Source organism: Pseudomonas sp. 3A(2025), from assembly GCF_054589175.1.
On the sequence record NZ_BAAILM010000032.1, the window covers coordinates 177,600 to 203,235 of the forward strand.

At 60.9% G+C, this 25,636-nt stretch carries 16 protein-coding genes; 11 read left to right on the forward strand and 5 right to left on the reverse strand.

What is annotated here, in order from left to right:
• Positions 1-57: 57 nt before the first annotated feature.
• From ACYP2A_RS13060 to xthA, 3 genes are all read right to left on the reverse strand, one after another.
• Positions 58-594: a sigma factor-like helix-turn-helix DNA-binding protein gene (locus ACYP2A_RS13060; RefSeq protein ID WP_459745478.1), complete on the reverse strand. Its 537-nt coding sequence runs from the start codon at positions 592-594 to the stop codon at positions 58-60.
• Positions 595-1,697: 1,103 nt separating this feature from the next.
• Positions 1,698-3,023, reverse strand: coding sequence for a substrate-binding domain-containing protein (locus tag ACYP2A_RS13065; protein ID WP_459745479.1), 1,326 nt, complete (start codon positions 3,021-3,023; stop codon positions 1,698-1,700).
• A gap of 72 nt (positions 3,024-3,095) precedes the next feature.
• Positions 3,096-3,908 carry an exodeoxyribonuclease III gene (gene xthA, locus ACYP2A_RS13070; RefSeq protein WP_459745480.1) on the reverse strand — a complete coding sequence of 271 codons (813 nt, stop codon included), beginning with the start codon at positions 3,906-3,908 and terminating at the stop codon, positions 3,096-3,098.
• 186 nt (positions 3,909-4,094) lie between these two features.
• Here xthA and ACYP2A_RS13075 point away from each other — a divergent pair, with 186 nt between their 5' ends.
• The 11 genes from ACYP2A_RS13075 to ACYP2A_RS13125 all read left to right on the forward strand — a co-directional run bounded on the left by ACYP2A_RS13075 (position 4,095) and on the right by ACYP2A_RS13125 (position 23,707).
• A complete protein-coding gene (locus ACYP2A_RS13075) occupies positions 4,095-4,757 on the forward strand; it encodes a GNAT family N-acetyltransferase (RefSeq protein ID WP_459745481.1) in 663 nt (220 codons plus the stop codon).
• Between the two features lie 103 nt (positions 4,758-4,860).
• Positions 4,861-6,585: an autotransporter assembly complex protein TamA gene (locus ACYP2A_RS13080; protein ID WP_459745483.1), complete on the forward strand. Its 1,725-nt coding sequence runs from the start codon at positions 4,861-4,863 to the stop codon at positions 6,583-6,585.
• On the forward strand, positions 6,582-10,268 hold the full coding sequence (locus ACYP2A_RS13085) for a translocation/assembly module TamB domain-containing protein (protein ID WP_459745485.1): 3,687 nt from the start codon (positions 6,582-6,584) through the stop codon (positions 10,266-10,268). The genes ACYP2A_RS13080 and ACYP2A_RS13085 overlap by 4 nt, the downstream gene beginning before the upstream one ends.
• Positions 10,269-10,385: 117 nt before the next feature.
• On the forward strand, positions 10,386-10,886 hold the full coding sequence (gene tpx, locus ACYP2A_RS13090) for a thiol peroxidase (RefSeq protein WP_459745487.1): 501 nt from the start codon (positions 10,386-10,388) through the stop codon (positions 10,884-10,886).
• A gap of 147 nt (positions 10,887-11,033) precedes the next feature.
• The gene (locus ACYP2A_RS13095) at positions 11,034-12,365 is read left to right on the forward strand and encodes an MdtA/MuxA family multidrug efflux RND transporter periplasmic adaptor subunit (protein WP_459745488.1); all 1,332 of its coding nucleotides are present in this window, start codon (positions 11,034-11,036) and stop codon (positions 12,363-12,365) included.
• Entirely contained in the window at positions 12,362-15,472 is a 3,111-nt protein-coding gene (locus ACYP2A_RS13100) for an MdtB/MuxB family multidrug efflux RND transporter permease subunit (protein ID WP_459745490.1), read from the forward strand. Before ACYP2A_RS13095 ends, ACYP2A_RS13100 begins: the two co-directional genes overlap by 4 nt.
• Positions 15,469-18,576 carry an efflux RND transporter permease subunit gene (locus ACYP2A_RS13105; RefSeq protein ID WP_459745492.1) on the forward strand — a complete coding sequence of 1,036 codons (3,108 nt, stop codon included), beginning with the start codon at positions 15,469-15,471 and terminating at the stop codon, positions 18,574-18,576. Before ACYP2A_RS13100 ends, ACYP2A_RS13105 begins: the two co-directional genes overlap by 4 nt.
• On the forward strand, positions 18,573-20,039 hold the full coding sequence (locus ACYP2A_RS13110; protein WP_459745494.1) for an efflux transporter outer membrane subunit: 1,467 nt from the start codon (positions 18,573-18,575) through the stop codon (positions 20,037-20,039). The genes ACYP2A_RS13105 and ACYP2A_RS13110 overlap by 4 nt, the downstream gene beginning before the upstream one ends.
• A gap of 193 nt (positions 20,040-20,232) precedes the next feature.
• On the forward strand, positions 20,233-22,284 hold the full coding sequence (locus tag ACYP2A_RS13115; RefSeq protein WP_459745717.1) for a putative bifunctional diguanylate cyclase/phosphodiesterase: 2,052 nt from the start codon (positions 20,233-20,235) through the stop codon (positions 22,282-22,284).
• A 52-nt stretch (positions 22,285-22,336) separates the two neighbouring features.
• Positions 22,337-23,083 (forward strand): SDR family oxidoreductase, encoded by a 747-nt coding sequence (locus tag ACYP2A_RS13120; protein WP_459745496.1) that lies wholly within the window; start codon positions 22,337-22,339, stop codon positions 23,081-23,083.
• Positions 23,084-23,143: 60 nt separating this feature from the next.
• The gene (locus tag ACYP2A_RS13125) at positions 23,144-23,707 is read left to right on the forward strand and encodes an MgtC/SapB family protein (RefSeq protein ID WP_459745498.1); all 564 of its coding nucleotides are present in this window, start codon (positions 23,144-23,146) and stop codon (positions 23,705-23,707) included.
• Between the two features lie 12 nt (positions 23,708-23,719).
• Here ACYP2A_RS13125 and ACYP2A_RS13130 read toward each other — a convergent pair whose 3' ends face one another.
• Both ACYP2A_RS13130 and ACYP2A_RS13135 read right to left on the reverse strand, forming a co-directional pair.
• A complete protein-coding gene (locus tag ACYP2A_RS13130) occupies positions 23,720-23,875 on the reverse strand; it encodes a hypothetical protein (RefSeq protein WP_459745500.1) in 156 nt (51 codons plus the stop codon).
• 72 nt (positions 23,876-23,947) lie between these two features.
• A complete protein-coding gene (locus ACYP2A_RS13135) occupies positions 23,948-25,528 on the reverse strand; it encodes a sensor domain-containing diguanylate cyclase (RefSeq protein ID WP_459745719.1) in 1,581 nt (526 codons plus the stop codon).
• Positions 25,529-25,636: the final 108 nt, after the last annotated feature.

Below are 25,636 nucleotides of genomic sequence, written 5' to 3' on the forward strand. Positions count from 1 at the left end.
GACACTTACTTTACAGGGGTTGTCAGCCGCGTTCTGTCATGAATCGGCCAACTATGGTCAGCTGAAAGCCTCGGCGGTCATCATCAGGCTGCAGACGAAGCCGGTGGCCAGGTACCAGGTCAGATACGCATTGCGTTTGCGCCGATGCCAGCCGGATGCGCCCAGCAGGGCTGCCGGTGCCTGCAACTGGCGCCACAAGCGTTCGCTGGCCTGGAACGCGGCCAGGTGAGCCGGGTCGGCATCGAGCCAATGACGAAACTCGATCCGCTGGCTGGCGGTCGCCGCCGGGCTTTGCAGGTGGATGTACCAGGCATCGGCCTGATCATGGGCGGCCAGTTGTGCATCGGTGTCCGACAGCGGCCGATGGGCGTGGCGCATGACGCGCAACATGGCACGCTCGACCTTGTTGGCATCGACACCGAGAAAGCCTGCAATTTCTGCGTAGGACTGGCCTTCAAGGCGACTGAGCAAAAAAATTTGCCGCGTACGCCGCGACAGCTTGCGCAAGCGCCGGGTCAGTTCGAGGGTGTCGGCACTGGCTTGAGCCGTTGGCTGGGTGGTGATTGGCAGTAAGGACGAGAGCTGGCTACTCATGATGTATCGCTCGCTGATCTTCCGTGGGGAAGGCATCTTGAAGTGTGCCGTCCATGATTTCGCTAGCTTAGTGAGTTCGAGAATCATTCTCAAGCGAAAAGCATCAACAATTACCTGATTTGATCAGGGCATAAGTCAAAATCTATAAGGCAGCCCGATATTGTTTTGCTATGATGCGCGCCATACGCAACGCGCAAAGACTTCATTAGCCTGAAGCAACGAGAAACACCCAAAAAAAAGACCCGGCAAAAAGCCGGGTCAAAAACCGTGATTAGCCTGATGAGGAGATAATCCGAGAGCCGACCTAAGGCTCCTGGGTTACCCGCCGGTCTCGCGACCAGCTGGTGCAATAATAATCATTATCATTTGAGCGTCAAGCTCTTTCTTGCACTCCTCTGAAATGAAAATTCCGCCTGCTCTGTCAGGCGGACATACCCGCCATCTTCACACCGTCAAAATCCTTCTTTACCAACCCATGCCGATCTGTCAGCAATGGCGCAGATTCTTTCTGGCTGTGTGTCAAAACCCGGAAAGCACGAAGGGGAGCCTGGGCTCCCCTTCAAGGTTTCTTTGTATGCTCTTTTTATTGTTCGGGGCGGCCTGTTGTTGTTTTTGGCGACCTTACCCGTTACTGCTTTTGGCGACCCCCATGCGGGGTCAAGAGCAAACGTATTTTTTTGAGCGCTGAGTCGCTTTCATCAACCGATCCAACCTGTCTTCCAGCTGCCTGCGCAGTCTTGTTGTTTTGTGACGGGTTGCGAGGGCGGTGCCTCGAAAAGCTATCTACTCCAAAAAAATCTGTTGGCTGCGCCTCTGTCCGTGTTGTTCTTGTTATGTCAGAGCCGTTACGTCTTGTTTTTATTGGTTTGCTGCGATTTCTTGTTCTTGTTGTACGAAAGATATAGCAGGACCCGTGCCAGGTTTTTCAAAGCCCCGAAAAACGGGCTTTTGGCCGAAATGTCACGTTGATGATGGCTCTTTGAAAGCGCTGGGATGTTTCCGTGCTACCCGTTTCCAGAAACACTTTCGTGCAGGGTAACACTGCGTGACAATGTGTCGCACGTACTGCCCGACGAGCGCCGCGCTGTCAAGCACACAGCGATTCAATACACCCAGACCTCAACCCTGCGGTTACGAATCCGGCCATCGTCGGCCTCGTTGGTGGCCACCGGCATTTCTTCGCCCAGGCCAATCACATCACGCAGGATCACGTCGTGACGCAGCAGTTCACGCCGTACGGCCATGGCGCGCAGTCGCGAGAGGAGGGTGGCGCGCTCGGGGTCATCCTTGGTGTCGCCGAAGCCGACAAGCGTGACCTGACGGTCCAGCTTGTCGTGGGCCTTCAAGAAGTCGACGACACGCTGCACGTCGAACAGGGCCTTGTTGTCCAGCCGGGCGCTGCCCTGATCGAAGCGAAAGTTGATCGACAGCCGCTCGGCTTCCCGGCTCAGCGCCTGATAATCACCCGGCATCTGCACCGTCGGACGGACCTTGATAGCCTGTACGCGCTGGGCCACAAAGCCGCTGGCGGCGACGATCGCCTGGCCCTCGGGGCTCTGGGCAAAATGCACCAGTGCCTGAGCCCATGGCTGTTGCAGGCGCGGCGGCAGATACAGGTACAGTCGCCGCGATAGCGGATAGTCCTCGGTGGCAATCAGTTCCAGGCTCGGCGGCATGGGCTGCGAGTCGCCATCGGCGATGGCCAGGGCGCGGGCATGACGTACATAAGGCAGGCCGATAAAGCCGATAGCGTTGGGGTCACGGCTGACTTCATCGGACAATTGCTCGCTGGACTCCAGGCGCCGTGCATGGGTCGACAAGCGCTTGTCGTGGCGGCCAAGCACCAGTTCGCGAAACGTCTCCCAAGTGCCGGACTGATCGTCGCGTGCGTATAAAGTGATACGCCCAGACCTGCCGCCCAGCGTCTGCCAATTATGTATGTCGCCGCTGAAAATGCGCGCCAGGGTGCGGGTGTCCAGGTGGCGCAACGGGTTAGAGGGATGCACGATCACCGCCACACCGTCGATGGCGATCACATGCTCCGCCTGTGCACTGCGCAAGTCACCAAGACCTGCCAGCGCCTGCAGCTCTGTCTCCTTGATCGGACGCGAAGAGGCCGCGACATCCGCCAGCCCTTTTTCCAGAGCCGTAAAGCCGGTGCCCGAACCGTGTGCGGCCACGCTTGCCTGAAACAGCGTGCCACTGGCATCGACACCCTGCACCTGCATTTCATTGGGCGCAGCACCGGGCAGGGTCCGGACCGCATACAGGCCACGCTGGCGCATCAGGCCTTCGATCAGCGCCGGGCCCAATTGCGCATTAAGGGTGTTGGAGCCCAGCAGCCTCAGCACCTGCGTCGAAGCGTCAGATGCCGCGTGAGCCAGCAGGGTACTGCTCAGCAGGAGTGCGCAAAGCACGATACGCAGCATCTGCATCACCTTGAATCATGAAAGGTGCGGGCAGAATAAGACACAAATATGACTGGGCGATGACGCTGCGGTTTAGCTCAACTCCAGCCAGATCGGCGCGTGGTCAGAGGGCTTTTCCATGCCGCGCAGGTCGTAATCCACGCCGGCTGCCTTGATGCGTGGTTGCAACCCCAATGAGGTCATGATCAGGTCGATCCGCAGGCCGCGCTTGGGTTGGTCCTCGAAACCACGGCTGCGGTAGTCGAACCAGCTGAAGCGGTCATTCACCTCTGGATGCAGGTAGCGGAAGCTGTCGACCAGGCCCCAGTTCTTCAGGCGTGCCATCCATTCGCGCTCTTCGGGCAAAAAGCTGCATTTGCCGGTTTTCAACCAGCGTTTGGCGTTGTCGGCGCCGATGCCGATGTCGCAGTCCTCGGGCGAGATGTTCACGTCGCCCATGACCACCAGCGGCTGATCATTGCTGAAGCGGCTTTCCAGCAGCGCTTGCAAATCATTGTAGAAGCGTTGCTTGGCAGGAAACTTGGTCGGGTGGTCGCGGCTTTCGCCCTGGGGGAAATAGCCATTCATGATGGTGACCGGCTGGCCGTTGGCGTCGGCATATGTGCCCCAGATAAAGCGTTTCTGCGCCTCTTCGTCATCGCCCTCGAAGCCCTTGTGCAATGCCAGCGGGGCATTGCGCGACAACAGGGCCACGCCGTAATGGCCTTTTTGCCCATGGTAGTGAACGTGGTAGCCCAAGGCCTCGATTTCAGCCTGGGGGAACTGCTCGTCGGACACTTTGGTTTCTTGCAGGCCGATCACGTCAGGCTGGTATTTCTCGATCAGTGCCGCCAGTTGATGCGGCCGGGCGCGCAGGCCATTTATGTTGAACGAGATGATTTTCATAAAGCACACAATCCTGAAGCGAAAACGAGACCGCGATGCTAGCTGACCCGGCCGTTTGCGGCCAGTGTGCAAGCGGTTATTACATCGCCATCAGATTTCTGGAACTGTCGCGAAGATCAAGGACTCTGAGCCTGTGCATGCCAGTTGCGCATTTTTTGCACTGCCGCTAATACGAGGTTTTGCCGTATGCCTGAATCCACCGTTTCCCAGATCGATATTCGCCAGCTTGATAGCGGTTACTCGCGTGAGACCCGCAATCTGCTGTTTCAGGTCTACCGCAATGACCCGAACTTTGCCTATGTCTTCAATAACAAGCGCGCCGGCTACGAGCAGCGGGTCAAAGCCACGGTCAATGCGCTGGTCAAGCAGCATTTCCTGCAAGACCTGCCGGCCCTGGGCCTGTTTGTCGAAGACCGTCTGGCGGGAGTGGCGCTGATTGCGCCGCCGCAACGCCGTCTGGGCATCACCGAGAGCTGGGCCTGGCGCTTGCGCATGGTGCTCAGTACGGGTCTGAGCTGCACCCAGCGCTATCTGGACTATTACAACGCCGTGCTGGCCTGCCTGCCCTCGCAAGCGGTGCATGTATTGCCACTGGTAGGGCTGGACCCTGCGTATCAGGGCCAGCGCATGGGCCAGCAATTGAGTGAGAAGTTGTTGCAGACACTGCATGAATGGTGCGCGGTAGACGAACATTCGCGTGGTGTTGTCCTCGACACCGGAAATCCCCGCTATCTTGAATTCTATAAACAGCAGGGCTACGAGGAAATCGGTGAGGTAACGGTCGGGCCGATTCGTGAGCATGTGTTTTTTCATCCCAGCCCTCGGGCTGTGACTCACGCCGCTACATGAACGACATGATCAGTGCATGAGTGGTAAAACCCCGACGTGATGTGCGGGTGCTTGTCCCTCCTGTGGGCGGCGCCGCCATTGAGTCGTGTTAGCATCCGGACCCATGAAGCCTTTTAGAATATTCAGCAGTTTGTTTGTCCTGTCGTTGAGTGCCACGGTGCATGCCGAGGCGCGTTTACAGGTCAATGTCACGCCCGCCAACGCGGCGCTCAAGGAAAATGTCGAGGGCTACATCGGCAGCCTGGGTGAGCGCGATGCCCAGGCGCTGGAGCAGTTCAGTCTGGGGGCGGTGCAACAGGCCCGCACCGCTGCGCAGGCGCTGGGTTACTACCAGGCGCGGATCGACACCGAGGTCAAGGATGGCCAGCAGCCACAACTGATCATCCGTATCGAGCCCGGCGAACCCGTGCGCCTGCGCAATGTTGTGGTGCGGGTCGAAGGGCCGGCGGCCTCGATGGCAGCGTTCAAGGTGCCGAAAAGCTCAGCGTTGCAGCCGGGCCGTCCGCTCAATCACGGGTTTTACGAAGACGCCAAGAAGCTCATCCAGAACCAGGCCTCGCGCTATGGTTTTTTCAGTGGGCGTTTTACCCACCAGCAATTGTCGGTCGACCCGCAGGGTGGGGTGGCGGATATCGATCTGGTCTACGACAGTGGCCCGCGTTACACCCTGGGGCAGGTGACCTTCAGTGGCGATACGCCGCTTGATCCCGACCTGCTCAAGCGCATGGTGCCGTTCAAAGAGAACACGCCTTACGATTCGCAACTGATCGTTGACCTCAATCAGGCGATGCAGTCCAGCGGTTACTTCGAAGGCGTGCGTGTCGATGCAACGCCGACCACGGCCGTGGGCCAGGCGATCCCGGTCAATGTCCAGCTCGAAACCCGCAAGCCGCGCACCATGGGCCTGGGCCTGGGTTTTTCGACCGATGTGGGGCCACGTGGCAAAGCCAACTGGACCCGTCACTGGGCCAACCCGCAAGGCCATAGCTATGGCTTCGAGTCCGAGCTGTCGGCGCCCCGGCAGAATATCGGCCTGTGGTACGACATTCCGCTGGACCCGCCGCTGACCGACAAGCTGCGCTTTGCCGGTGGCTATCAATATGAAGAGATCGCCGGCACTGACACGCTCAGCAAGCTGCTGACCCTTGGCCCTGAATGGCACAGCAAGTTGCCCAGTGGCTGGGAGCGGGTGCTGTCGCTCAAGTGGCAGCGTGAAGAATATCGCTTGGGCGATGACTCGGGCCTGAGCACGCTATTGATGCCGGGGGTGAGCTATTCGTTCTTGCGCAGCGATAACCGTATCGATCCGCAAAACGGTTACCGCCTGCAATTCGACGCGCAAGTGGCGGCCGAAGGTGCGCTGTCCGACACCAACCTGCTGCGTGGCAGTGCGTTGCTCAAGGGCTTGACCACGGTAGGGCGCGATCATCGCTTCCTGGGGCGGGTACAGGTCGGCGGCAACTGGACCAATGGTTATTCGTCGATTCCGCCGTCACTGCGCTTCTTTGCCGGTGGTGACCAAAGTGTGCGTGGTTATGACTATCAGACCCTGTCGCCAACCAACTCCGATGACGATCGCATTGGCGGGCGTTACATGGTCGCGGCCAGTGCCGAGTACCAGTATTCGATTGCGGAAAAGTGGCGGCTGGCGACGTTTGTCGATCAGGGTAACGCCTTTAACAGCCTGGACATGCCCAGCCTGAAAACCGGCGTGGGCGTTGGTGTGCGCTGGGTGTCGCCGGTCGGGCCGATACGCCTCGACCTGGCCCATCCGCTGGACGGCGATGGCGGCGTACGCCTGCACTTTTCCATGGGACCGGAATTATGAATACACGCCTCAAGCGTGGTCTGATCATCACCGCGGCCAGCTTGCTGGCCGTACTTTTATTAATAAGCCTGACCCTGGCGGTTGTGCTGGGGACTCAGCGTGGCAGTCAATGGCTGCTTGAGCGTGTGCCTGGTTTGCAGGTCGAGCAGTTCACTGGCCACCTGGGCGGCAACTGGCAGGCCGAGCGGCTGCTCTGGCAGCAGGGTGAACAGCGGGTGGCCATCGAGGCGCCGCAACTGAGCTGGTCGCCGGCCTGCCTGTGGCGCATGACCCTGTGCATCGAAAAGCTGCACACCGGGCAAGTCAGCCTGCAATTGCCGGCCAGTGAGCCCAGCGAGTCTGCCGGCCCCTTGACCTTGCCGGACCTGAATCTGCCGCTGGCCATCGAAGTGCAGGACATCCAGATCGCCAGCCTGCAACTCGATGGTGTCGATCAGTTGCAAGACCTGCAACTGGCTGCGCACTGGACCGCGGAGGGTTTAAAGATCGACCGGGTTTATTTGCAGCGCGATGAGTTGCATCTGGAACTGGCCGGTTTGCTCACGCCCGGCGGCGACTGGCCGCTGAATCTGAGCGGCCAGTTGCAATTGCCGGCTCAAGGCGAACAGAACTGGACCCTGGCGCTGGACGTGCAGGGTGAACTGCTCAAGACCTTGCAGCTCAAGGCGCGAAGCAGCGGTTATCTGGAAGGCCTGCTGACCGGCGAACTGCAACCGCTGGCGGACAACCTGCCGGCGCAAGTGAACCTGGTGGTCGACAGCTTTAAAGCCACGCCCGACCTGCCGGACACCCTGACCCTGGAAAAACTCAACCTGGTAGCCAAGGGCGATCTGGCCGCCGGTTATCAGTTGCAGGGCAATGCCAGCCTGCCGGCTGAAAAAAGCCCGGTGGCGCTGTTGCTGCGTGGCAAGGTCGATGCCAAAGGTGCCGAGATTGCGGCGCTGGACCTGACCGCCAGCGAAAAACAGCATGTGTCCCTCAAGGGCACACTGGGCTGGGCTGAAGGCTTCAAGGCCGATGCCACGCTGGACTGGCTGGACTTCCCTTGGCACCGGTTGTACCCGGCCATTGCCGAGCCTGAGGTCGCACTGCGTCAGTTCAAGGGGCTGGTCTCGTACACCGATGGCAAGTACCTGGGTAACTTCAATGCCAGGGCCGATGGTCCGGCAGGCGCGTTCACGCTGCAAAGCCCGTTCAGTGGCGACCTGCAATCGGTCTATCTGCCGCAACTGGAACTGGTGGCGGGGCAGGGCAAGGCCAGCGGCTACCTGAACCTGAATTTCGCCGACGGCGTGGGGTGGGACACCGACCTGAAACTGAGCGCCTTGAACCCGGCCTTTTGGGTTGCCGAACTGCCCGGCACGCTGGGCGGCCCCTTGCGCAGTAAAGGCAGCCTCAAGGGCGACAAGCTCGATCTGCAAGCCGACCTCGACCTTAACGGTCGCTTGCGTGGTCAGCCGGCGGCGTTGCAGGCCAAGGCCGCTGGTGATGGACAGCAATGGAAGCTCGACACGTTGCTGGTGCGTCTGGGCGATAACCGTATTCAAGGCACTGGCAGCCTGGCGCAGCAACTGCGCGGGCAGCTCGATCTGGACCTGCCGAGGCTGGCGCAACTCTGGCCGGGCCTGCAAGGCGCAGTCAAAGGGCGACTGGATGCGGCTGGTACGCTGCAAGCGCCGCAAGGTCAGTTGAACCTGCAAGGCAATGCTCTGGCGTTTCAGGACAATCGCCTGCGACGCCTGAGCCTTGCCGGCAAGCTCGACGCGGCTCAGCGCGCGACCCTGAACCTGAAAGGCGAGGCTATCCAGGCGGGCGATACGCAACTCGGTAGCTTGCTGGTCGACGGTCAGGGCACGCTCAAGGCCCAGCAGCTCAAGCTCGACCTGCAAGGTCCGTTGCTGAAACTGGCGCTGGCGCTCGATGGCGGCGTCGATAAAGACAACTGGCGCGGCCGGCTGGTCAGTGGCGATGTGCAAAGCGGTGGCCAGCACTGGCGCTTGCAGGCGCCGGCACGGCTTGAGCGCCTGGCCAATGGCACCGTCAATTTTGGCGCGCATTGCTTTGTATCCGGCGCGGCCAGCCTGTGCGGCGATAACCAGCGGCTGATGCCCGACCCACGCTTGCGTTATCGCCTGAAAAACTTCCCGCTCGACAGTCTGGCACAGTGGATGCCCAAGGACTTCGCCTGGAAAGGCCAGGTCAATGCCGACGTCTCGCTCGATGTGCCAGCCGCCGGCCCCAGTGGCCAGATCAGCGTCGATGCCGGGGGCGGCACGTTGCGTATCCGTGACAAGCAACAGTGGCTGGACTTCCCCTACAGCACCCTCAAGCTGACCAGCAGCCTGACGCCCAAGCGCATCGATTCCCGGCTGGAGTTCGACGGTAACCGCCTGGGGCGCCTGCTGCTCAATGCGCGCATCGATCCGGTGGCACGCGATAAGCCGGTCACTGGCGACTTTACCCTGAGTGCCGTGGACATCTCGGTGGCGCGACCGTTCGCGCCCATGGTCGAAACCCTGAACGGGCGTCTCAACGGCAGCGGGCGCATTTCCGGCAGTCTGCTGGCGCCGCAGGTCAATGGCAATCTGACCCTGTCGGGTGGCGAAGTGTCAGGGCCTGAATTGCCGATTCAATTGCAGGACCTGCGCCTCACCGCACAAATTGCCGGCGAAAACGTGCAACTCGATGGCGGCTGGAAAAGCGGTGCGACCGGCGTTGGCAGCATCGGCGGGCAGGTGGCCTGGGGTAGCGCGCTGGCGGTGGATATTCGTCTCAAGGGTTCGCGTCTGCCGATTGTAGTCCAACCGTATGCCGAGCTTGAGGCGGCACCGGATCTGGCGATTACCCTGCAGGATGACCAACTGAAAATCGCCGGCACGGTACAGGTGCCCAAGGGCAAGATCACCGTGCGCGAACTGCCACCGTCGACCGTCAAGGTGTCGCAGGACACGGTCATCGTCGGGCAGCAGACCGAGCAGGGCACGCCGCCACTCGCCATGGCGATGGACATCGATGTGCTGGTGGGCAAGGAGCAACTGGCCTTTTCCGGCTTTGGTCTGACCGCTAATCTGGCAGGTCGTGTGCACATCGGCGACAACATGGACACCCGTGGCGAGCTTAACCTCAATGATGGTCGCTACCGGGCTTACGGCCAGCGCCTGACGATTCGCAAAGCGCGGTTGTTGTTTGCAGGACCTGTCGATCAGCCCTACCTGGACATTGAAGCGATTCGCCAGGTCGATGAAGTGGTGGCCGGTATCCGCCTGACCGGCAGTGCCGAACAGCCCACCACTGAGGTGTTCTCGGAGCCGGCCATGAGCCAGGAGCAGGCGCTGTCCTATCTGGTCATGGGGCGGCCGATGGGCACTAACAGCGAAGACAGCAATATGGTTGCCCAGGCCGCCTTGGCGCTCGGGGTGGCAGGCAGTTCCGGGGCGACCGGCAAACTGGCCAGTAACCTGGGCATCAAGGACTTCGAGCTGGACACCTCGGGTTCCGGTGACAAGACCAGTGTGGTGGCCAGCGGCAAGATCACCGACAAGCTGAGCCTGCGCTACGGTGTCGGGGTGTTCGAGCCGGCCAATACCATTGCCCTGCGTTATCTGCTGAGTAAACGGGTGTACCTGGAGGCGGCCAGTGGCCTGGCCAGTTCGCTGGATATCTTCTACAAGAGGGACTTCTGACCGACGGAGCTTGACGAGAGATAATAAGAGACAGAACTGGCAGCCATCCGCGCTATATCGCGAAGCATTTTCATGCTTAACTGCCGGTTCTTTTCTTCTCCAAAAGGACTCCGCTTCATGGCTCAAGTAACCCTCAAGGGCAACCCGGTCAGCATCCAGGGCGAACTGCCGGCAGTGGGCAGCACTGCCCCGGCCTTTACACTGGTAGGCGCGGGCCTGGCCAACGTGGCACTGGCTGACTTTGCCGGCCAGCGCAAGGTGTTGAACATTTTCCCTAGCGTCGACACCCCGACCTGCGCCACCTCGGTGCGCACCTTCAACGCCGAAGCCAACAAACTTGAAAACACCGTCGTGCTGTGCGTATCGGCCGATCTGCCGTTTGCTCAGGCGCGCTTCTGCGGTTCCGAAGGTCTGGAAAACGTCAAGAACCTGTCAACCTTCCGCAGCGCCGATTTCGCCAGCCAGTACGGCGTGGCCATCGCTGACGGTCCGCTGACCGGCCTGACCACTCGCGCTGTTGTGGTGCTGGACGAAAACGACAACGTCCTGCACAGCGAGCTGGTAGCCGAGATCGGTCAAGAGCCTAATTATGAAGCGGCCTTGTCCGTTCTGAAGTAAGACCCTCGCGTTACGCAACGGCCTGTATTGTTCAGGCCGTTTTCACTTGTGCCTCAAAAGCTTAACGAAGGTAAGCGCTTGGTAAAGGCGCTTTGCTTGTAACCCGTCTGTGCTTATTGTTCAGCCTCCGAACAAGCCCCACCTGCAATGGTTGATTTATTCATGCAATCGTCTGGTCCTCGTAACTCTCGTCGCTGGTTGGTAAGTCTGTTGGTCCTGTTGGCGATCATTGGCCTGTGCTGGTGGTTCTGGCCTGCCTCGACAGCGCAGAACACCGCGCAGGCCGGACGGCCCGGTGCGGCAGGCGGACCCGGCGCAGGCAGTCCCGCTCGTGGTGCCGGGCGCCCAGGCTTCGGCGCTTCGACCCAGGCGGTGCCGGTGCGCGTGGCGCCTGCTACTCAGGCAGACTTCCCGATCTACTACAAGGCGCTGGGCACGGTCACCGCAACCAACACCATCAATGTGCGCAGCCGCGTCGCCGGCGAACTGGTCAAGATTCATTTCGAGGAAGGGCAGAGGGTCAAGGCGGGCGATTTGCTGGCCGAGATCGACCCACGCACTTATCAGATTGCCTTGCAGCAGGCTGAAGGCACGCTGGCGACCAATCAGGCATTGCTGAAAAATGCCCAGATCGACGTGCAGCGTTATCGCGGCCTGTTTGCCGAAGACAGCATCGCCAAGCAGACCCTGGACACCGCAGAGTCGCTGGTCAATCAGTACCAGGGCACGATCAAGACCAATCAGGCGGCGGTCAATGAAGCGCGCCTGAACCTGGAATTCACCCGCATTCGTGCACCCATTGCCGGGCGTGTAGGCCTCAAACAGCTCGACATGGGCAACCTGGTGGCCGCCAATGACACCACAGCCCTGGTGGTCATCACCCAGACCCAACCGATTTCGGTGAATTTTACCCTGCCTGAAACCGAGCTGCCGCCGGTCATCAGCCGTTACCGCAGTGGCGATCAACTGCCGGTCGAAGCCTGGGACCGTGGTGACAAGAAACAGCAGGCCACCGGCGTACTGGCCAGCCTCGATAACCAGATCGATGCCACCACTGGCACCCTGAAATTCAAGGCGCGTTTCGATAACCGTGACGAATCCTTGCTGCCCAACCAGTTCGTCAATGTGCGTCTGCTGGCCAATACCCTGAAACAAGCCGTACTGGTGCCGACCGCCGCCATTCAGTTCGGCACCCAGGGTACCTTTGTCTATGCCCTGGACGGTGACAACAAGGTCAGGATCAGCAAGCTCAAGACCGGCCCCGGTAACGAGCAGTTCACGGTGGTCACCGAAGGCCTGGCCGCCGGCACCCAGGTGGTGCTCGAAGGCACCGACCGCCTGCGCGATGGCAGCACCGTCGAGGTGGTCAGCGACAGCAAGGATGTGCCGGTAACGCCCGGTCAGAAGCTGCAGGGCCAGCCAGCCAAGGGGCCTGACAGCTCGGCCGCTGCCAGCACAGCAGGCAAGACTCAAGCATGAATATGTCGCGCCTGTTCATCCTGCGCCCGGTCGCCACCACGCTGAGCATGCTGGCTCTGGTGCTGGCAGGTCTGATTGCCTACACCTTGCTGCCGGTTTCGGCGTTGCCGCAGGTCGATTACCCGACCATCCGGGTCATTACCCTGTACCCCGGCGCCAGCCCGCAAGTGATGACCAGTGCGGTAACTGCGCCGCTGGAGCGGCAATTCGGGCAGATGCCCGGCCTGACCCAGATGGCCTCGACCAGTTCCGGCGGTGCCTCGGTGGTCACCTTGCGCTTCAGTCTGGACCTGAGCATGGATGTCGCCGAGCAGGAAGTGCAGGCCGCGATCAATGCCGCCACTAACCTGCTGCCCACCGACTTGCCGGCGCCGCCGGTGTACAACAAGGTCAACCCGGCCGATACCCCGGTGCTGACCCTGGCAATCACCTCCAGAGTCATGCCGCTGCCGCAGCTCAATGAGCTGGTCGACACGCGCATGGCGCAGAAGATCTCTCAGGTCAGCGGCGTCGGCATGGTCAGTATTGCCGGTGGTCAGCGTCAGGCGGTACGGATCAAGGTCAACCCGCAAGCGCTGGCGGCCAACAGCCTGAACCTGAGCGATGTGCGCAGCCTGATCAGCGCCTCCAACGTCAACCAGCCCAAGGGCAACTTCGACGGCCCGATTCGCACCTCGATGCTCGACGCCAACGACCAGCTCAAGTCGGCCGACGAGTACGCCAACCTGATTCTGGCCTACAGCAACGGCGCGCCCTTGCGCCTCAAGGACGTTGCACAGATCACCGACGGTGCCGAGAACGATCGTCTGGCGGCCTGGGCCAACCAGAATCAGGCGGTGCTGCTCAATATCCAGCGCCAGCCGGGTGCCAACGTCATTCAGGTGGTCGACGACATCAAGGCCATGTTGCCCAGCGTCACCGACAACCTGCCGGCCGGGCTGGATGTGATCGTGCTGACCGACCGCACCCAGACCATCCGCGCGGCGGTCACCGATGTCCAGCATGAACTGGTGTTCGCCGTCATGCTGGTGGTGCTGGTCACCTTCGTGTTCCTGCGCCGTATCAGCGCCACGATCATTCCGTCGATTGCCGTACCGCTGTCGTTGATCGGCACCTTTGGCGTCATGTACCTGGCCGGCTTTTCGATCAACAACCTGACCTTGATGGCCCTGACCATCGCCACCGGCTTTGTGGTGGACGATGCGATTGTCATGCTGGAGAACATTTCCCGGCACATCGAGGAAGGCGCTACGCCGATGCAAGCGGCGCTCAAGGGGGCAAAGCAGATCGGTTTCACCCTGATCTCGCTGACCCTGTCGCTGATTGCCGTACTGATTCCGCTGTTGTTCATGGCCGATGTGGTCGGCCGGCTATTCCGCGAATTTGCCATTACCCTGGCCGTGGCCATCCTGATTTCCCTTGTGGTGTCGCTGACCCTCACGCCGATGATGTGCGCGCGCCTGCTCAAGCGTGAACCCAGGGAAGAAGAGCAGGGCAGGTTCTACCGTGCCAGCGGCGCCTGGATCGACTGGCTGATCGAGGTGTACGCCGGCAAGCTGAAATGGGTATTGAACCATCAGGCACTGACCCTGCTGGTGGCCATCGGCACCATGGCGCTGACCGTGGTGCTGTACATGGCCGTGCCCAAGGGCTTCTTTCCGGTGCAGGACACCGGCGTGATCCAGGGCATCAGCGAAGCGCCGCAATCGGTGTCGTTCACCTCCATGAGTGAGCGCCAGCAAGCGCTGGCTGCGATTATTCTTCAGGACCCGGCGGTCGAAAGCCTGTCGTCCTACATCGGCGTCGACGGCGATAACGCCACGCTTAACAGCGGGCGTATGCTGATCAATCTCAAGCCGCACAAGCTGCGCGACCTGACTGCCAGCCAGGTGATCCAGCGCCTGCAACCGCAACTGGATCAACTGGCCGATATCCGCTTGTATTTGCAGCCGGTGCAGGACCTGACCATCGAAGACCGGGTCAGCCGTACCCAGTACCAGTTCAGCCTGTCGTCACCCGATGCCGACCTGCTCGGCGAGTGGAGCGAGCGCCTGCAACAAGCCTTGCAGCAGCGCCCGGAATTGACCGATGTCGCCACCGACCTGCAAGACAAGGGTTTGCAGGTGTACCTGGCCATCGACCGCGATGCCGCCAGCCGTCTGGGCGTCAGCGTCTCCGCCATCACCGACGCGCTGTACGATGCCTTTGGCCAGCGGCAGATTTCGACGATCTATACCCAGGCCAGCCAGTACCGGGTGGTGTTGCAGTCCGCTTATGCCAACGAACTGGGCCCGGCGGCGCTGGAGCAGATCCACGTCAAGACCAGCGATGACACACAGGTCAAGCTGTCGAGCCTGACGCGTATCGAACAGCGCCAGGCGCAACTGGCGATCAGTCACCTGGGGCAGTTTCCGGCGGTGATGATGTCGTTCAACCTGGCGCCCGATGTATCACTGGGCGCAGCGGTCAAAATCATCGAGCAAGTGCAAAAGGATATCGGCATGCCGCTGGGCGTGCAGACGCGCTTCCAGGGCGCGGCCGAAGCCTTCCAGGCCTCGTTGTCGAGCACGCTGTTGCTGGTGCTCGCTGCCGTGGTGACCATGTACATCGTGCTCGGGGTGCTTTACGAGAGCTACATTCACCCGATCACCATTCTTTCGACCCTGCCGTCCGCTGCGGTCGGTGCCTTGCTGGCGCTGCTGCTGACCGGCAACGACCTGGGGATGATCGCCATTATCGGCATCATCCTGCTGATCGGCATCGTCAAGAAAAACGCCATCATGATGATCGACTTTGCCCTGGAGGCCGAGCGCAACCGTGGCATCGACCCGCGCACGGCCATCTATGAGGCAGCGCTGTTGCGCTTCCGGCCGATTCTGATGACCACGCTGGCCGCGCTGTTTGGCGCCGTGCCGCTGATGCTGGCCACCGGTTCCGGTGCCGAATTGCGTCAGCCGCTGGGTCTGGTGATGGTCGGCGGGCTGCTGGTCAGCCAGGTGCTTACGCTGTTCACCACGCCGGTGATCTACCTGTACTTTGACCGGTTGGGACGGCGCTGGGGTCGCAAGCCTGAAACCGCGCACACTGCACCACAGGTCGACGCATGAATCTGTCGGCGCCGTTTATCAGTCGTCCGGTCGCCACCATGCTGCTGAGCCTGGCGATCATGTTGCTGGGTGCGTTCAGCTTTCGCCTGCTGCCGGTCGCGCCGCTGCCGAACATGGATTTTCCGGTGATCACCATCACCGCCAGCCTGGCCGGTGCCAGCCCGGAGATCATGGCCTCCAGTGTCGCCACACCGCTGGAGCGCTCGCTGGGCGTCATTGCCGGCGTGACCACGATGACCAGCAGTTCCAGTCAGGGCTCGACGCGGGTCAACCTGGTTTTCGAGCAGGGCCGCGACATCAATGCCGCTGCCCGCGAAGTGCAAGCCGCCATCAACGCCGCGCGTAACCTGCTGCCCAGCGGTATGCGCAGCATGCCGACCTACAAGAAGGTCAACCCGTCGCAGATGCCGATCATGGTGCTGGCGCTGACCTCCGATGTGCTGAGCAAAGGCCAGCTCTACGACCTGGCCTCGACCATCCTCTCGCAAAGCCTGGCCCAGGTGCAGGGCGTGGGCGAGGTGCAGATCGGTGGCAGTTCGCTGCCGGCGGTGCGTATCGAACTGGAGCCGCATCTGCTGGAGCAGTACGGTGTGTCGCTGGACGAAGTGCGTACCACCATCAGCAATGGCAACGTGCGCCGGCCCAAGGGCTTTGTCGAAACCGATCAGTTCAACTGGCAGGTGCAGGCCAACGACCAGCTGGAAAAGGCCAAGGACTACGCGCCGCTGATCATTCGCTATCAGAACGGTGCCGCGTTACGCCTCAGCGATGTGGCCAAGGTCAGCGATGCGGTCGAGAACCGCTACAACAGCGGCTTCTACAATGATCGCTCGGCGGTGTTGCTGGTCATCAACCGCCAGCCGGGCGCCAACATCATCCAGACCGTGCAGGACATCAAGGACCAGTTGCCGGCCCTGCGCGCTGTGTTGCCGGCCAGTGTCAGCCTGGATGTCGGCCAGGACCGCTCGCCGGTGATCAAGGCCACGCTGCACGAGGCCGAGTTGACCCTGTTGATCGCCGTGGTGCTGGTGATCATGGTGGTGTTCCTGTTTCTGGGTAATCTGCGCGCTTCGCTGATTCCGACCCTGGCGGTGCCGGTCTCGTTGATCGGCACCTTTGCGGTCATGCACCTGTGCGGCTTTTCATTGAACAACCTGTCGTTGATGGCGCTGATCCTCGCGACGGGGCTGGTGGTCGACGATGCCATCGTGGTGCTGGAGAATATTACCCGGCACATCGATGACGGCAAGACGCCGATGCAGGCGGCTTACATTGGTGCCAAGGAAGTGGGCTTCACGCTGCTGTCGATGAACGTATCGCTGGTTGCGGTGTTCATTTCGATTCTGTTCATGGGCGGGCTGGTGGAAAACCTGTTCCGCGAGTTCTCCATCACCCTGTCGGTGGCGATCCTGGTGTCGCTGGTGGTCTCGCTGACCCTGACGCCAATGCTCTGCGGTCGCTGGCTCAAGCCGCAGGCTGAGCATAAGCGTAACGCCATGCAGCGCTGGAGCGACCGGGTCAACGAACGCATGGTGGCCGGCTACGACCGCAGCCTGGGCTGGGTATTGCGCCATCCGCGCCTGACCCTGGCCAGCCTGCTGGTCACCATCGCGGTGAATATCGCCTTGTACGTGATGGTGCCCAAGACCTTCCTGCCGCAGCAGGACACCGGGCAGATCATGGGCTTCATTCGTGGTGACGACGGCCTGTCGTTCACAGTGATGCAGCCAAAGATGGAGATCTTCCGTCGCTCGATGCTGGCCGACCCTGCCGTGCAGAGCGTGGCAGGTTTTATCGGCGGTAGCGGCGGCACCAACAACGCTTTCATGATCGTGCGCCTCAAGCCGCTCAGCGAGCGCAAATTGTCATCGGAGAAAATCGTCGAGCGGTTGCGCAAGAACCTGCCGCAGATTCCTGGCGGCCGGCTGTTCCTGCAGGCTGATCAGGATATTCAGCTTGGCGGCGTGCGCGATCAGGCCAGTTCCCAGTACCAGTACGTGCTGCAAAGTGGCGACCTGGCCAGCCTGCGCGAGTGGTACCCCAAGGTGGTGGCCGCATTCCGTGCCCTGCCGCAACTGACCGCCATCGATGCCCGCGAAGGCCGTGGCGCGCCGCAGATCACCCTGATTGTCGACCGCGACCGGGCCAAGAGCCTGGGTATCGACATGCAGATGGTCACTGCCGTGCTCAACAACGCCTACAGCCAGCGCCAGGTGTCGACCATTTATGACGCCCTGAACCAGTACAAGGTGGTCATGGAGGTCAATACCAGGTACTCCCAGGACCCGAGCACGCTGGACCAGATCAAGGTGATCACCGCCAATGGCGACCGCGTGCCGCTGTCGACCATCGCCCATTATCAGAACAGCCTCGAAGATGACCGTGTGTCGCACGAGGGGCTGTTCGCTTCGGATGATATCTCCTTCGACCTGGCCGAGGGCGTGACTCTGGATCAGGCCACGGCGGCCATCGAACGTGCAGTGGCGACAGTGGGCTTGCCGACCGAAGTGATCTCGAAGATGGCAGGCACCGGCGATGCCTTCGCTGCGACTCAAAAGAGCCAGCCATGGATGATTCTGGGCGCGCTGGTGCTGGTCTATCTGGTGCTGGGGATTCTTTACGAAAGCTATATTCACCCGCTGACGATTCTGTCGACCCTGCCGTCGGCGGGGGTGGGCGCCTTGCTGAGTATCTTCGCGGTCGGCTCGGCCTTCAGCCTTATTTCCTTGCTGGGCCTGTTCTTGTTGATCGGCATCGTCAAGAAAAATGCCATCATGATGATCGACCTGGCGCTGCAACTTGAGCGTGAGCAGGGCATGAGCCCGCAGGAATCGATCCGCCGCGCGTGCCTGCAGCGCCTGCGGCCGATTCTGATGACCACCATTGCCGCGATCCTTGGCGCCTTGCCGTTGCTGCTGGGCACTGCCGAAGGGTCGGAAATGCGCCAGCCGCTGGGCCTGACGATTATCGGCGGTCTGGTGTTCAGCCAGATCCTGACCCTCTACACCACCCCGGTGGTTTACCTCTACCTGGACAACCTGCGCCACCGCTTCAACCACTGGCGTGGCGTGCGTACCGATGCTGCCCTGGAAACTCCGCTATGACCCATCGCCCGGCCACTTCTTCCTCGCCACGCTGGCTGTTGCGCCCGTTAGCCGCAGGCCTGTGCGTGCTGCTGCTCGGTGCCTGTACGGTCGGGCCCGATTATCAAAAGCCGACATTCGACACCACGGCGCAGTTCAAGGCCGCAGAAGGCTGGCGTCAGGCCAATCCCAGCGACGCCCTGGCCCGTGGTGCCTGGTGGCAGATTTACCAGGATGCGCAGCTCAATCAACTGGTCGAGCGGCTTAACCGCTCGAACCAGACGGTCGCGCAGTACGAAGCCCAGTACCGTCAGGCCCAGGCGCTGGTGCGCAGCTCTCGCGCTTCGCTGTTTCCAACCCTGGACCTGACCACGGGCAAGACCCGTTCGGCGCAAGGCACCGGCAGCAGCAGTTCGAGCCTGTCGAGCAGCAACAGCGGCATTCGCGATACCTACAACGCGCAACTGGGCGTGAGCTGGGAGGCTGACGTCTGGGGCAAGTTACGCCGCACTAACGAGGCCGACAGCGCCAGCGCCGACGCAAGCCAGGCAGATCTGGCGGCCATGCGCCTGAGCCTGCAGTCGGAACTGGTGCAAAACTACCTGCAATTGCGCGTCATCGACGAACAAAAGCGTCTGCTTGAAGCCACGGTCAAGGCGTATGAGCGCTCCCTCAAACTGACTCAGAACCAGTACCGCGCCGGCATTATTGGGCGCGAGTCGGTGGCTCAGGCCCAGACCCAGCTCAAAAGCACCGAGGCCGATCTGATCGATCTGGCCTGGCAGCGCGCCCAGTACGAGAACGCGATTGCCGTGCTGATGGGCCTGTCGCCGGCCGAATTCAATCTGCAAGCCAGCACCGACATTCCGCAACTGCCGGCCATTCCGGTGGGCGTGCCGTCGACCTTGCTTGAGCGCCGTCCGGACATCGCCGCCGCCGAACGTTCGGTCATGGCCGCCAACGCCAATATCGGCGTGGCCAAGGCCGCTTTCTTTCCTGATCTGACCCTGAGCCTCAGCGGTGGCTACAGCAGTAGCGCGTTTTCCAGCTGGATCACCACACCCAACCGCTTCTGGTCGGTTGGTCCGCAACTGGCCCTGACCCTGTTCGATGCGGGCAAGCGCTCGGCCGAGGTCGATCGGGTCGAGGCGGTCTACGACCAGACCGTGGCCCAGTACCGGCAGACCGTGCTGAATGGCTTCCAGGAGGTGGAAAACTACATGGTCCAGCTCGAAGTCTACGAGCGCGAAGCGGCGGTGCGCGACGAAGCCCTGGCGGCGGCGCGTGAGTCCATGCGCCTGACCGAGAACCAGTTCAAGGCCGGGCTGATCGACTACCTCGATGTAGTCAATGTGCAGGCCACTGCCCTGAGCAACGAGCGCAGCGTGCTGAATGTACTGCAAAGCCGGCTGGTCGCCAGCGTGCAACTGGTCGCGGCGCTGGGCGGGGGCTGGCAGGGCATTGAGGTGGCCAAAAACGAATAGCAGGTGCCTGCGCCAGAATATTTATGGCTAACTGCCATATTTCTTCCCTGTGGCAGCACCATTTGCCAAGGATGAGAGTAGAATCGGCTCAATACGATTGGCATGGATGCGTTCACCGGTCCACGTCCTGAGGCATTTCAAGTTGATTGGCAGTTACATTCCTTCGCTGGTCATCATTTCCATTCTTGTCGCCATGCTGGCGTCCTATACCGCTCTGGACCTGGCCGGACGAGTCTCGTCCGCAAAAGGGCGCAGCGTTTATCTGTGGATCGGCGGCGGTGCCCTGGCGATGGGCATCGGTATCTGGTCGATGCACTTCATTGGCATGCTGGCCTTAGTGTTGCCCATCAATCTGGGCTACGACCTGTTCCTGACGTTGTGCTCGCTGCTGATTGCCATGCTGTCTTCAGGGTTTGCCCTGTGGGTGGTCAGCCAGCCGGTGCTGCCGCTGCTGCAACTGGCATTGGGTTCCTTGTTGATGGGCGCGGGCATCAGTTGCATGCATTACCTGGGCATGGCAGCGATGCGCATGCAGCCGGGTATCGATTACGACCCTGGTTTGTTCGGCCTGTCGCTGTTGATCGCAGTGGGTGCCTCGGCCGCTGCCTTGTGGATCGCCTTTCACCTGCGCCAGAACACCCCGCATGTTTTCCTGGCCCGTGCCGCCGCAGCCGTCGTTATGGGCTTTGCGATTGTCGGCATGCATTACACCGGTATGGCGGCGGCCAACTTTGCCGACAACAGCTTCTGCGGCGCGCACGCCGGCGGCTTGCAGACCGACGGGCTGGACAAACTGGTGCTGGTGACCACCCTGGCCGTATTGACCATCGCGCTGCTGACCTCGATTCTCGATGCGCGTCTGGAAGCACGCACTGCGCTCCTGGCCAGCTCCCTGTCCGAGGCCAACCGCGAGCTGACTCATCTGGCGCTGCATGACACCCTGACCAGCCTGCCCAACCGGATTCTGCTCTCTGATCGCATCAATCAGGCCATCAACACGGCACAAGACAACAACAGTGCCTTTGCGCTGATGTTCATGGACCTGGACGGCTTCAAGCCGGTCAACGATGCTTTTGGCCATCACATCGGTGATCAGTTGCTGCGTGACGTGGCCCTGCGCCTGCGCGGTAATCTGCATCGGCATGACACGCTGGCGCGTATCGGCGGTGACGAATTCGTCCTGCTCATGGAGTTGCGCGATGTTGATGAGGCAGTGACCGTGGCCTCGCGGCTGGTCAGTGTGGTCGCGCAGCCCTTTGAAGTCAGTGGTCACCTGTTACAGGTGTCGATGAGTGTGGGCATTTGTCTGTATCCGGGTAATGGCCTGGACCAGCACGAATTGCTGATGAACGCCGATGCAGCGATGTATCACGCCAAGGCCAGCGGCAAAAATGGCTACAGCTTCTTTGAAGCCTCGATGAACACCGATGCGCGCAATCAGTTGCAACTGCTTCAGGAACTGCGCGTAGCGATCACCGCCGGCCAGTTTTGTCTGCACTATCAGCCCAAGTTCGATGCACTGAGTGGCATGGCCGTGGGTGCCGAGGCCTTGCTGCGCTGGAATCATCCGGAGCGCGGCCTGTTGTCGCCGGACACGTTCATTGGCCTGGCAGAAAAAACCGGGCTGATCATTCCCATAGGCGAATGGGTGCTCAATGAGGCCTGCCAGCAGATGAGACAGTGGGTCGTGCAGGGTTACGACCACTGGCGCATGGCGGTGAACCTCTCGGCGTTGCAGTTCTGTCACGCGGGGCTGGTCGATATCGTCGCCGATACTCTGGTTCGCCATGGGTTGCCGGCCAACTGCCTGACCCTGGAAATTACTGAAACCACGGCCATGAACGATGCCGATGCCAGCATGGCAGTGCTCAACCAGCTTTCGCAGATGGGCGTCGATCTGTCCATCGACGACTTCGGGACCGGCTACTCCAGCCTGATGTACTTGAAGCGTCTGCCGGCCAATGAGATCAAGATCGACCGTGGCTTCGTTCGCGATCTTGAGCACGACAGTGATGATGCGGCGATTGTCTCGGCCATCGTTGCCCTGGGTCAGGCACTGGATTTGCGTATCGTCGCCGAAGGGGTCGAAACCGATGTACAGCAGAGCTTCCTGACCAGCCTGGGGTGTGACTCGCTGCAAGGTTATCTGTTGGGCCATCCGCAACCGGCCGAGCGCTTCATGCAGGACATCCATAGCTCGGAGCGGCGTGTGCAGGCCAGAAAGGTGGTCAGCGTCAACGACTGACGACCGGTATTTTTCAATCTCCAGTCTTTGAATCGGGTTACGAGAAAAACAAATGGAAAAAGTTCTCCTCATTACTGGCGGCTCTCGCGGAATCGGCGCGGCCACGGCACTGGCGGCAGCAACGCAAGGCTATCGAATCTGCATCAATTACCTGTCCGATCATGCCGCCGCAGAACGGGTCTGCAGCCAGGTCCGGGCGTTGGGCGCGCAAGCGATTGCGGTACAGGCCGATGTCAGCAACGAAGACGAAATTATCCGTCTGTTTGCACGCATCGACGCAGAGCTTGGACGGATCACGCACCTGGTCAACAATGCCGCGACCATTGCCCATGCCTCGAAAGTCGAGGACATGTCGGAGTTTCGTCTGCTGAAAGTCATGATGAGCAACGTGGTCGGGCCGATTCTGTGCAGCAAGCATGCGCTGCTGCGTATGTTGCCCCGGCACGGCGGCCAGGGTGGCAGTATCGTCAACGTAAGCTCTGCAGCGGCGCGCCTGGGGGCGGCCAACGAGTACGTCGACTACGCAGCCTCCAAGGGCGCGATCGACAGCTTCACCACTGGCCTGGCCAAGGAAGTGGCACCAGACGGCATCCGCGTCAATGCGGTGCGGCCGGGGTATATCTTTACCGATTTTCACGTACAGTCCGGCGATCCGTTCCGGGTCAGCAAGCTTGAAGGCGAATTGCCGATGCGCCGTGGCGGCACCCCTGAGGAGGTGGCCGAAGCCATTCTGTGGCTGCTGTCGGATAAAGCCTCGTACGCGACCGGTACCTTTATCGATATGGCCGGCGGCAGATAGCACGCTGACACGTTGCCGCTGTCCAGATATTTCGTTGCGAAAACCTTTTAAGGATCATGGATGACTACGTGGTGGCAGGAAGTGGTAACGACGTTGCAGTCAGAGTTTTCCGATATCACCGATGTTTCGCAACTGACCCGGGTCACCGTACGTTTGTCGATTGCCGCGTTGCTGGGCGGCATTCTGGGTTTTGAACGCGAACATCGCGGCAAGGCTGCAGGCGTGCGCACCCACATGCTGGTGTGCATGGGCGCTGCGCTGTTCGTGTTGGTACCCCGTATGGGCGGTGCCGACGATGCAGCCCTGAGCCGGGTCATTCAGGGGGTGGTCGCGGGCATCGGTTTTCTCGGTGCCGGCACCATTCTCAAGGAACACGCCAAAAACGTTTCCCAGGTCAAAGGCCTCACCACTGCGGCCGGACTGTGGATGACCGCCGCCATCGGCGTGGCGGCGGGCGTGGGCCGCGAAGCCACTGCCGTGCTCAGCACGGTGCTGGCCCTGGGTATTCTCAGCCTGGTGCCGCATGTAGTGGACCGTCATGAGCACAAGCATAAATCCGAGGACGAACTGCCGCCCAGGGACAAGCAGGAAATACCGGCCAGGGACAGTCAGGAACTGCCCTGAGCCTTAGGGCGCTTACAGCCTGGCGGGTGGTTCATGGCTGGGCGGGTCGCCTATCGGCGGTTGAGTACCCGGCGGGGTGATGGGCGGCACTTCTTCGGGTGGCGGTACCGGCAACGGCGGCTCATCGATGTTTGGATCCTCGGGTTCTGGCGGAATCGGGATATTCATGGGAGCACCTCCAAAGGGTTGGTTCAGTATCTGATGCAGGGTGCCCGGCAAAATTCCGCAAGATTTACCCGGTCAGATTGCCTCCACAGGATTGTGCAGTGGCAGTTGCGCGTGCCACTGATCCCGGCCCTTGTGCTTGGCGACATACAGAAACGCATCTGCGGCCTTGATCATGCTCGCGGGGGTGACCTCTTCAAGCCTCGGTGCATTGATGGTCACCCCGGCGCTGGCGGTGACGTGCCCGGCGGGATGGTCGGCGTGTTCGATGTTCAAGGCGCGAATGGCTTCAAGCAGATTGTTCGCTACATGCGCGGCGCCTGTCGGGTCGGTATCGGGCAGCAGAACCGTAAACTCTTCACCGCCATAGCGCACGGCCAGGTCGGCGGGGCGTTGCAGTGTTTGCTGGATCGCCTGGGCCACCTGGCGCAGGCATTCATCGCCCGCCGAGTGGCCGTAACGGTCGTTGAAACGCTTGAAGTAGTCGACATCCAGCATGATCAACGCCAGGCGGGTGTTTTGCCGTTTCGCCCGTGCGACTTCTTCACTCAGTACGCTGTCCAGACGCCGCCGGTTGCCCAGGCCGGTCAGGCTGTCGGTCAGGGCCATGTCCTGAACCTGTCGATGCACGCGGCGCAGTTCGGTTTCCATGGCCATGCGGGCGCGTAATTGCTTGAGCACGATGATCCCGAAACCGACCAGTCCGGCAATCAGCAACAGCAGAATCAAACCGGTCTTGATCAGATCCAGACGCCAGGGCGCGATGATCGAGTCGCGGGAAATGCCGGCTTCGACCACCAGCGGGTAGCGGCTCAGCGCCCGGTAACCGTACAGGCGATAAGTGCCGTCGACCACGGCTTTTACCTGCGCAACGCCGGCATTCGACCAAGGCAGGTAGTGGGTAAAGATTTCGCTTTGCGACAGGCTCTGGCCGATGGTTTTGGCGATGAACGGGCGCCGGACCAGAATGCTGCCGTCGCGCATGGCCAGCACCAGTGCGCCTTTGTCATCGATCTTGAAGTCACCGTAATAGTCGACGAAATAGCTGACCCTGACTGTACCCAGCATCACCCCGGCAAACGAACCGTCGCGGTTGTTGAGACGCCGCGAGACCGGAATGATCAACTCTTTGGTCGAGCGGCTGCTCACCACATTACTGATGCGCACATCGCGATCGGCGTGGGTGCGGTGATAAATGAAGTAATCGCGGTCGGCATTGTTGGCCGACTCCGGTGTGCCGAGCTTGTCGGTCACGATCCATCTGCCATCGGCGTCATAAATGAACAGCCCGTGCAGCTGCGGCATGATCCGCGTCTGCTGCACCATCAACTGGTGCATGCGGGCAATGTCGATGTGCGCCAGCCCGTCGCCCTCGACCCGTTCGGCAAGCACCGAGGTCAGGATGTCTACCTGGCGAATCGCGTCCTCGGCGTGCTGGGCCGTGGCCTGGGCCAGGTTGGTGACCGAGTCTTCGGCCATCGCAAAGGCCTGGCGGTAATCGCGCCAGGCACGCCAGCCCTCGACCGTCAGAAAGGTCATGATCACCACGATCATGAAGCTGACGGTCAGGCGAAACAGGGTGGTGGCGCGTTCCCGGTCTGCGGCCAGCGGCGTGTGCCGGTCATTGCTGGATGATTGTTGCTGGCTTCCCTGCATCAAGCTGTACTTCCCGATTCCTGAAATGGCGCGTGGCACAAGGATATAGGCAGGTCGCTGCACATTGCTTGGGAAAAACACGGCATTTTCCGTTCAGTCCCGCCTATG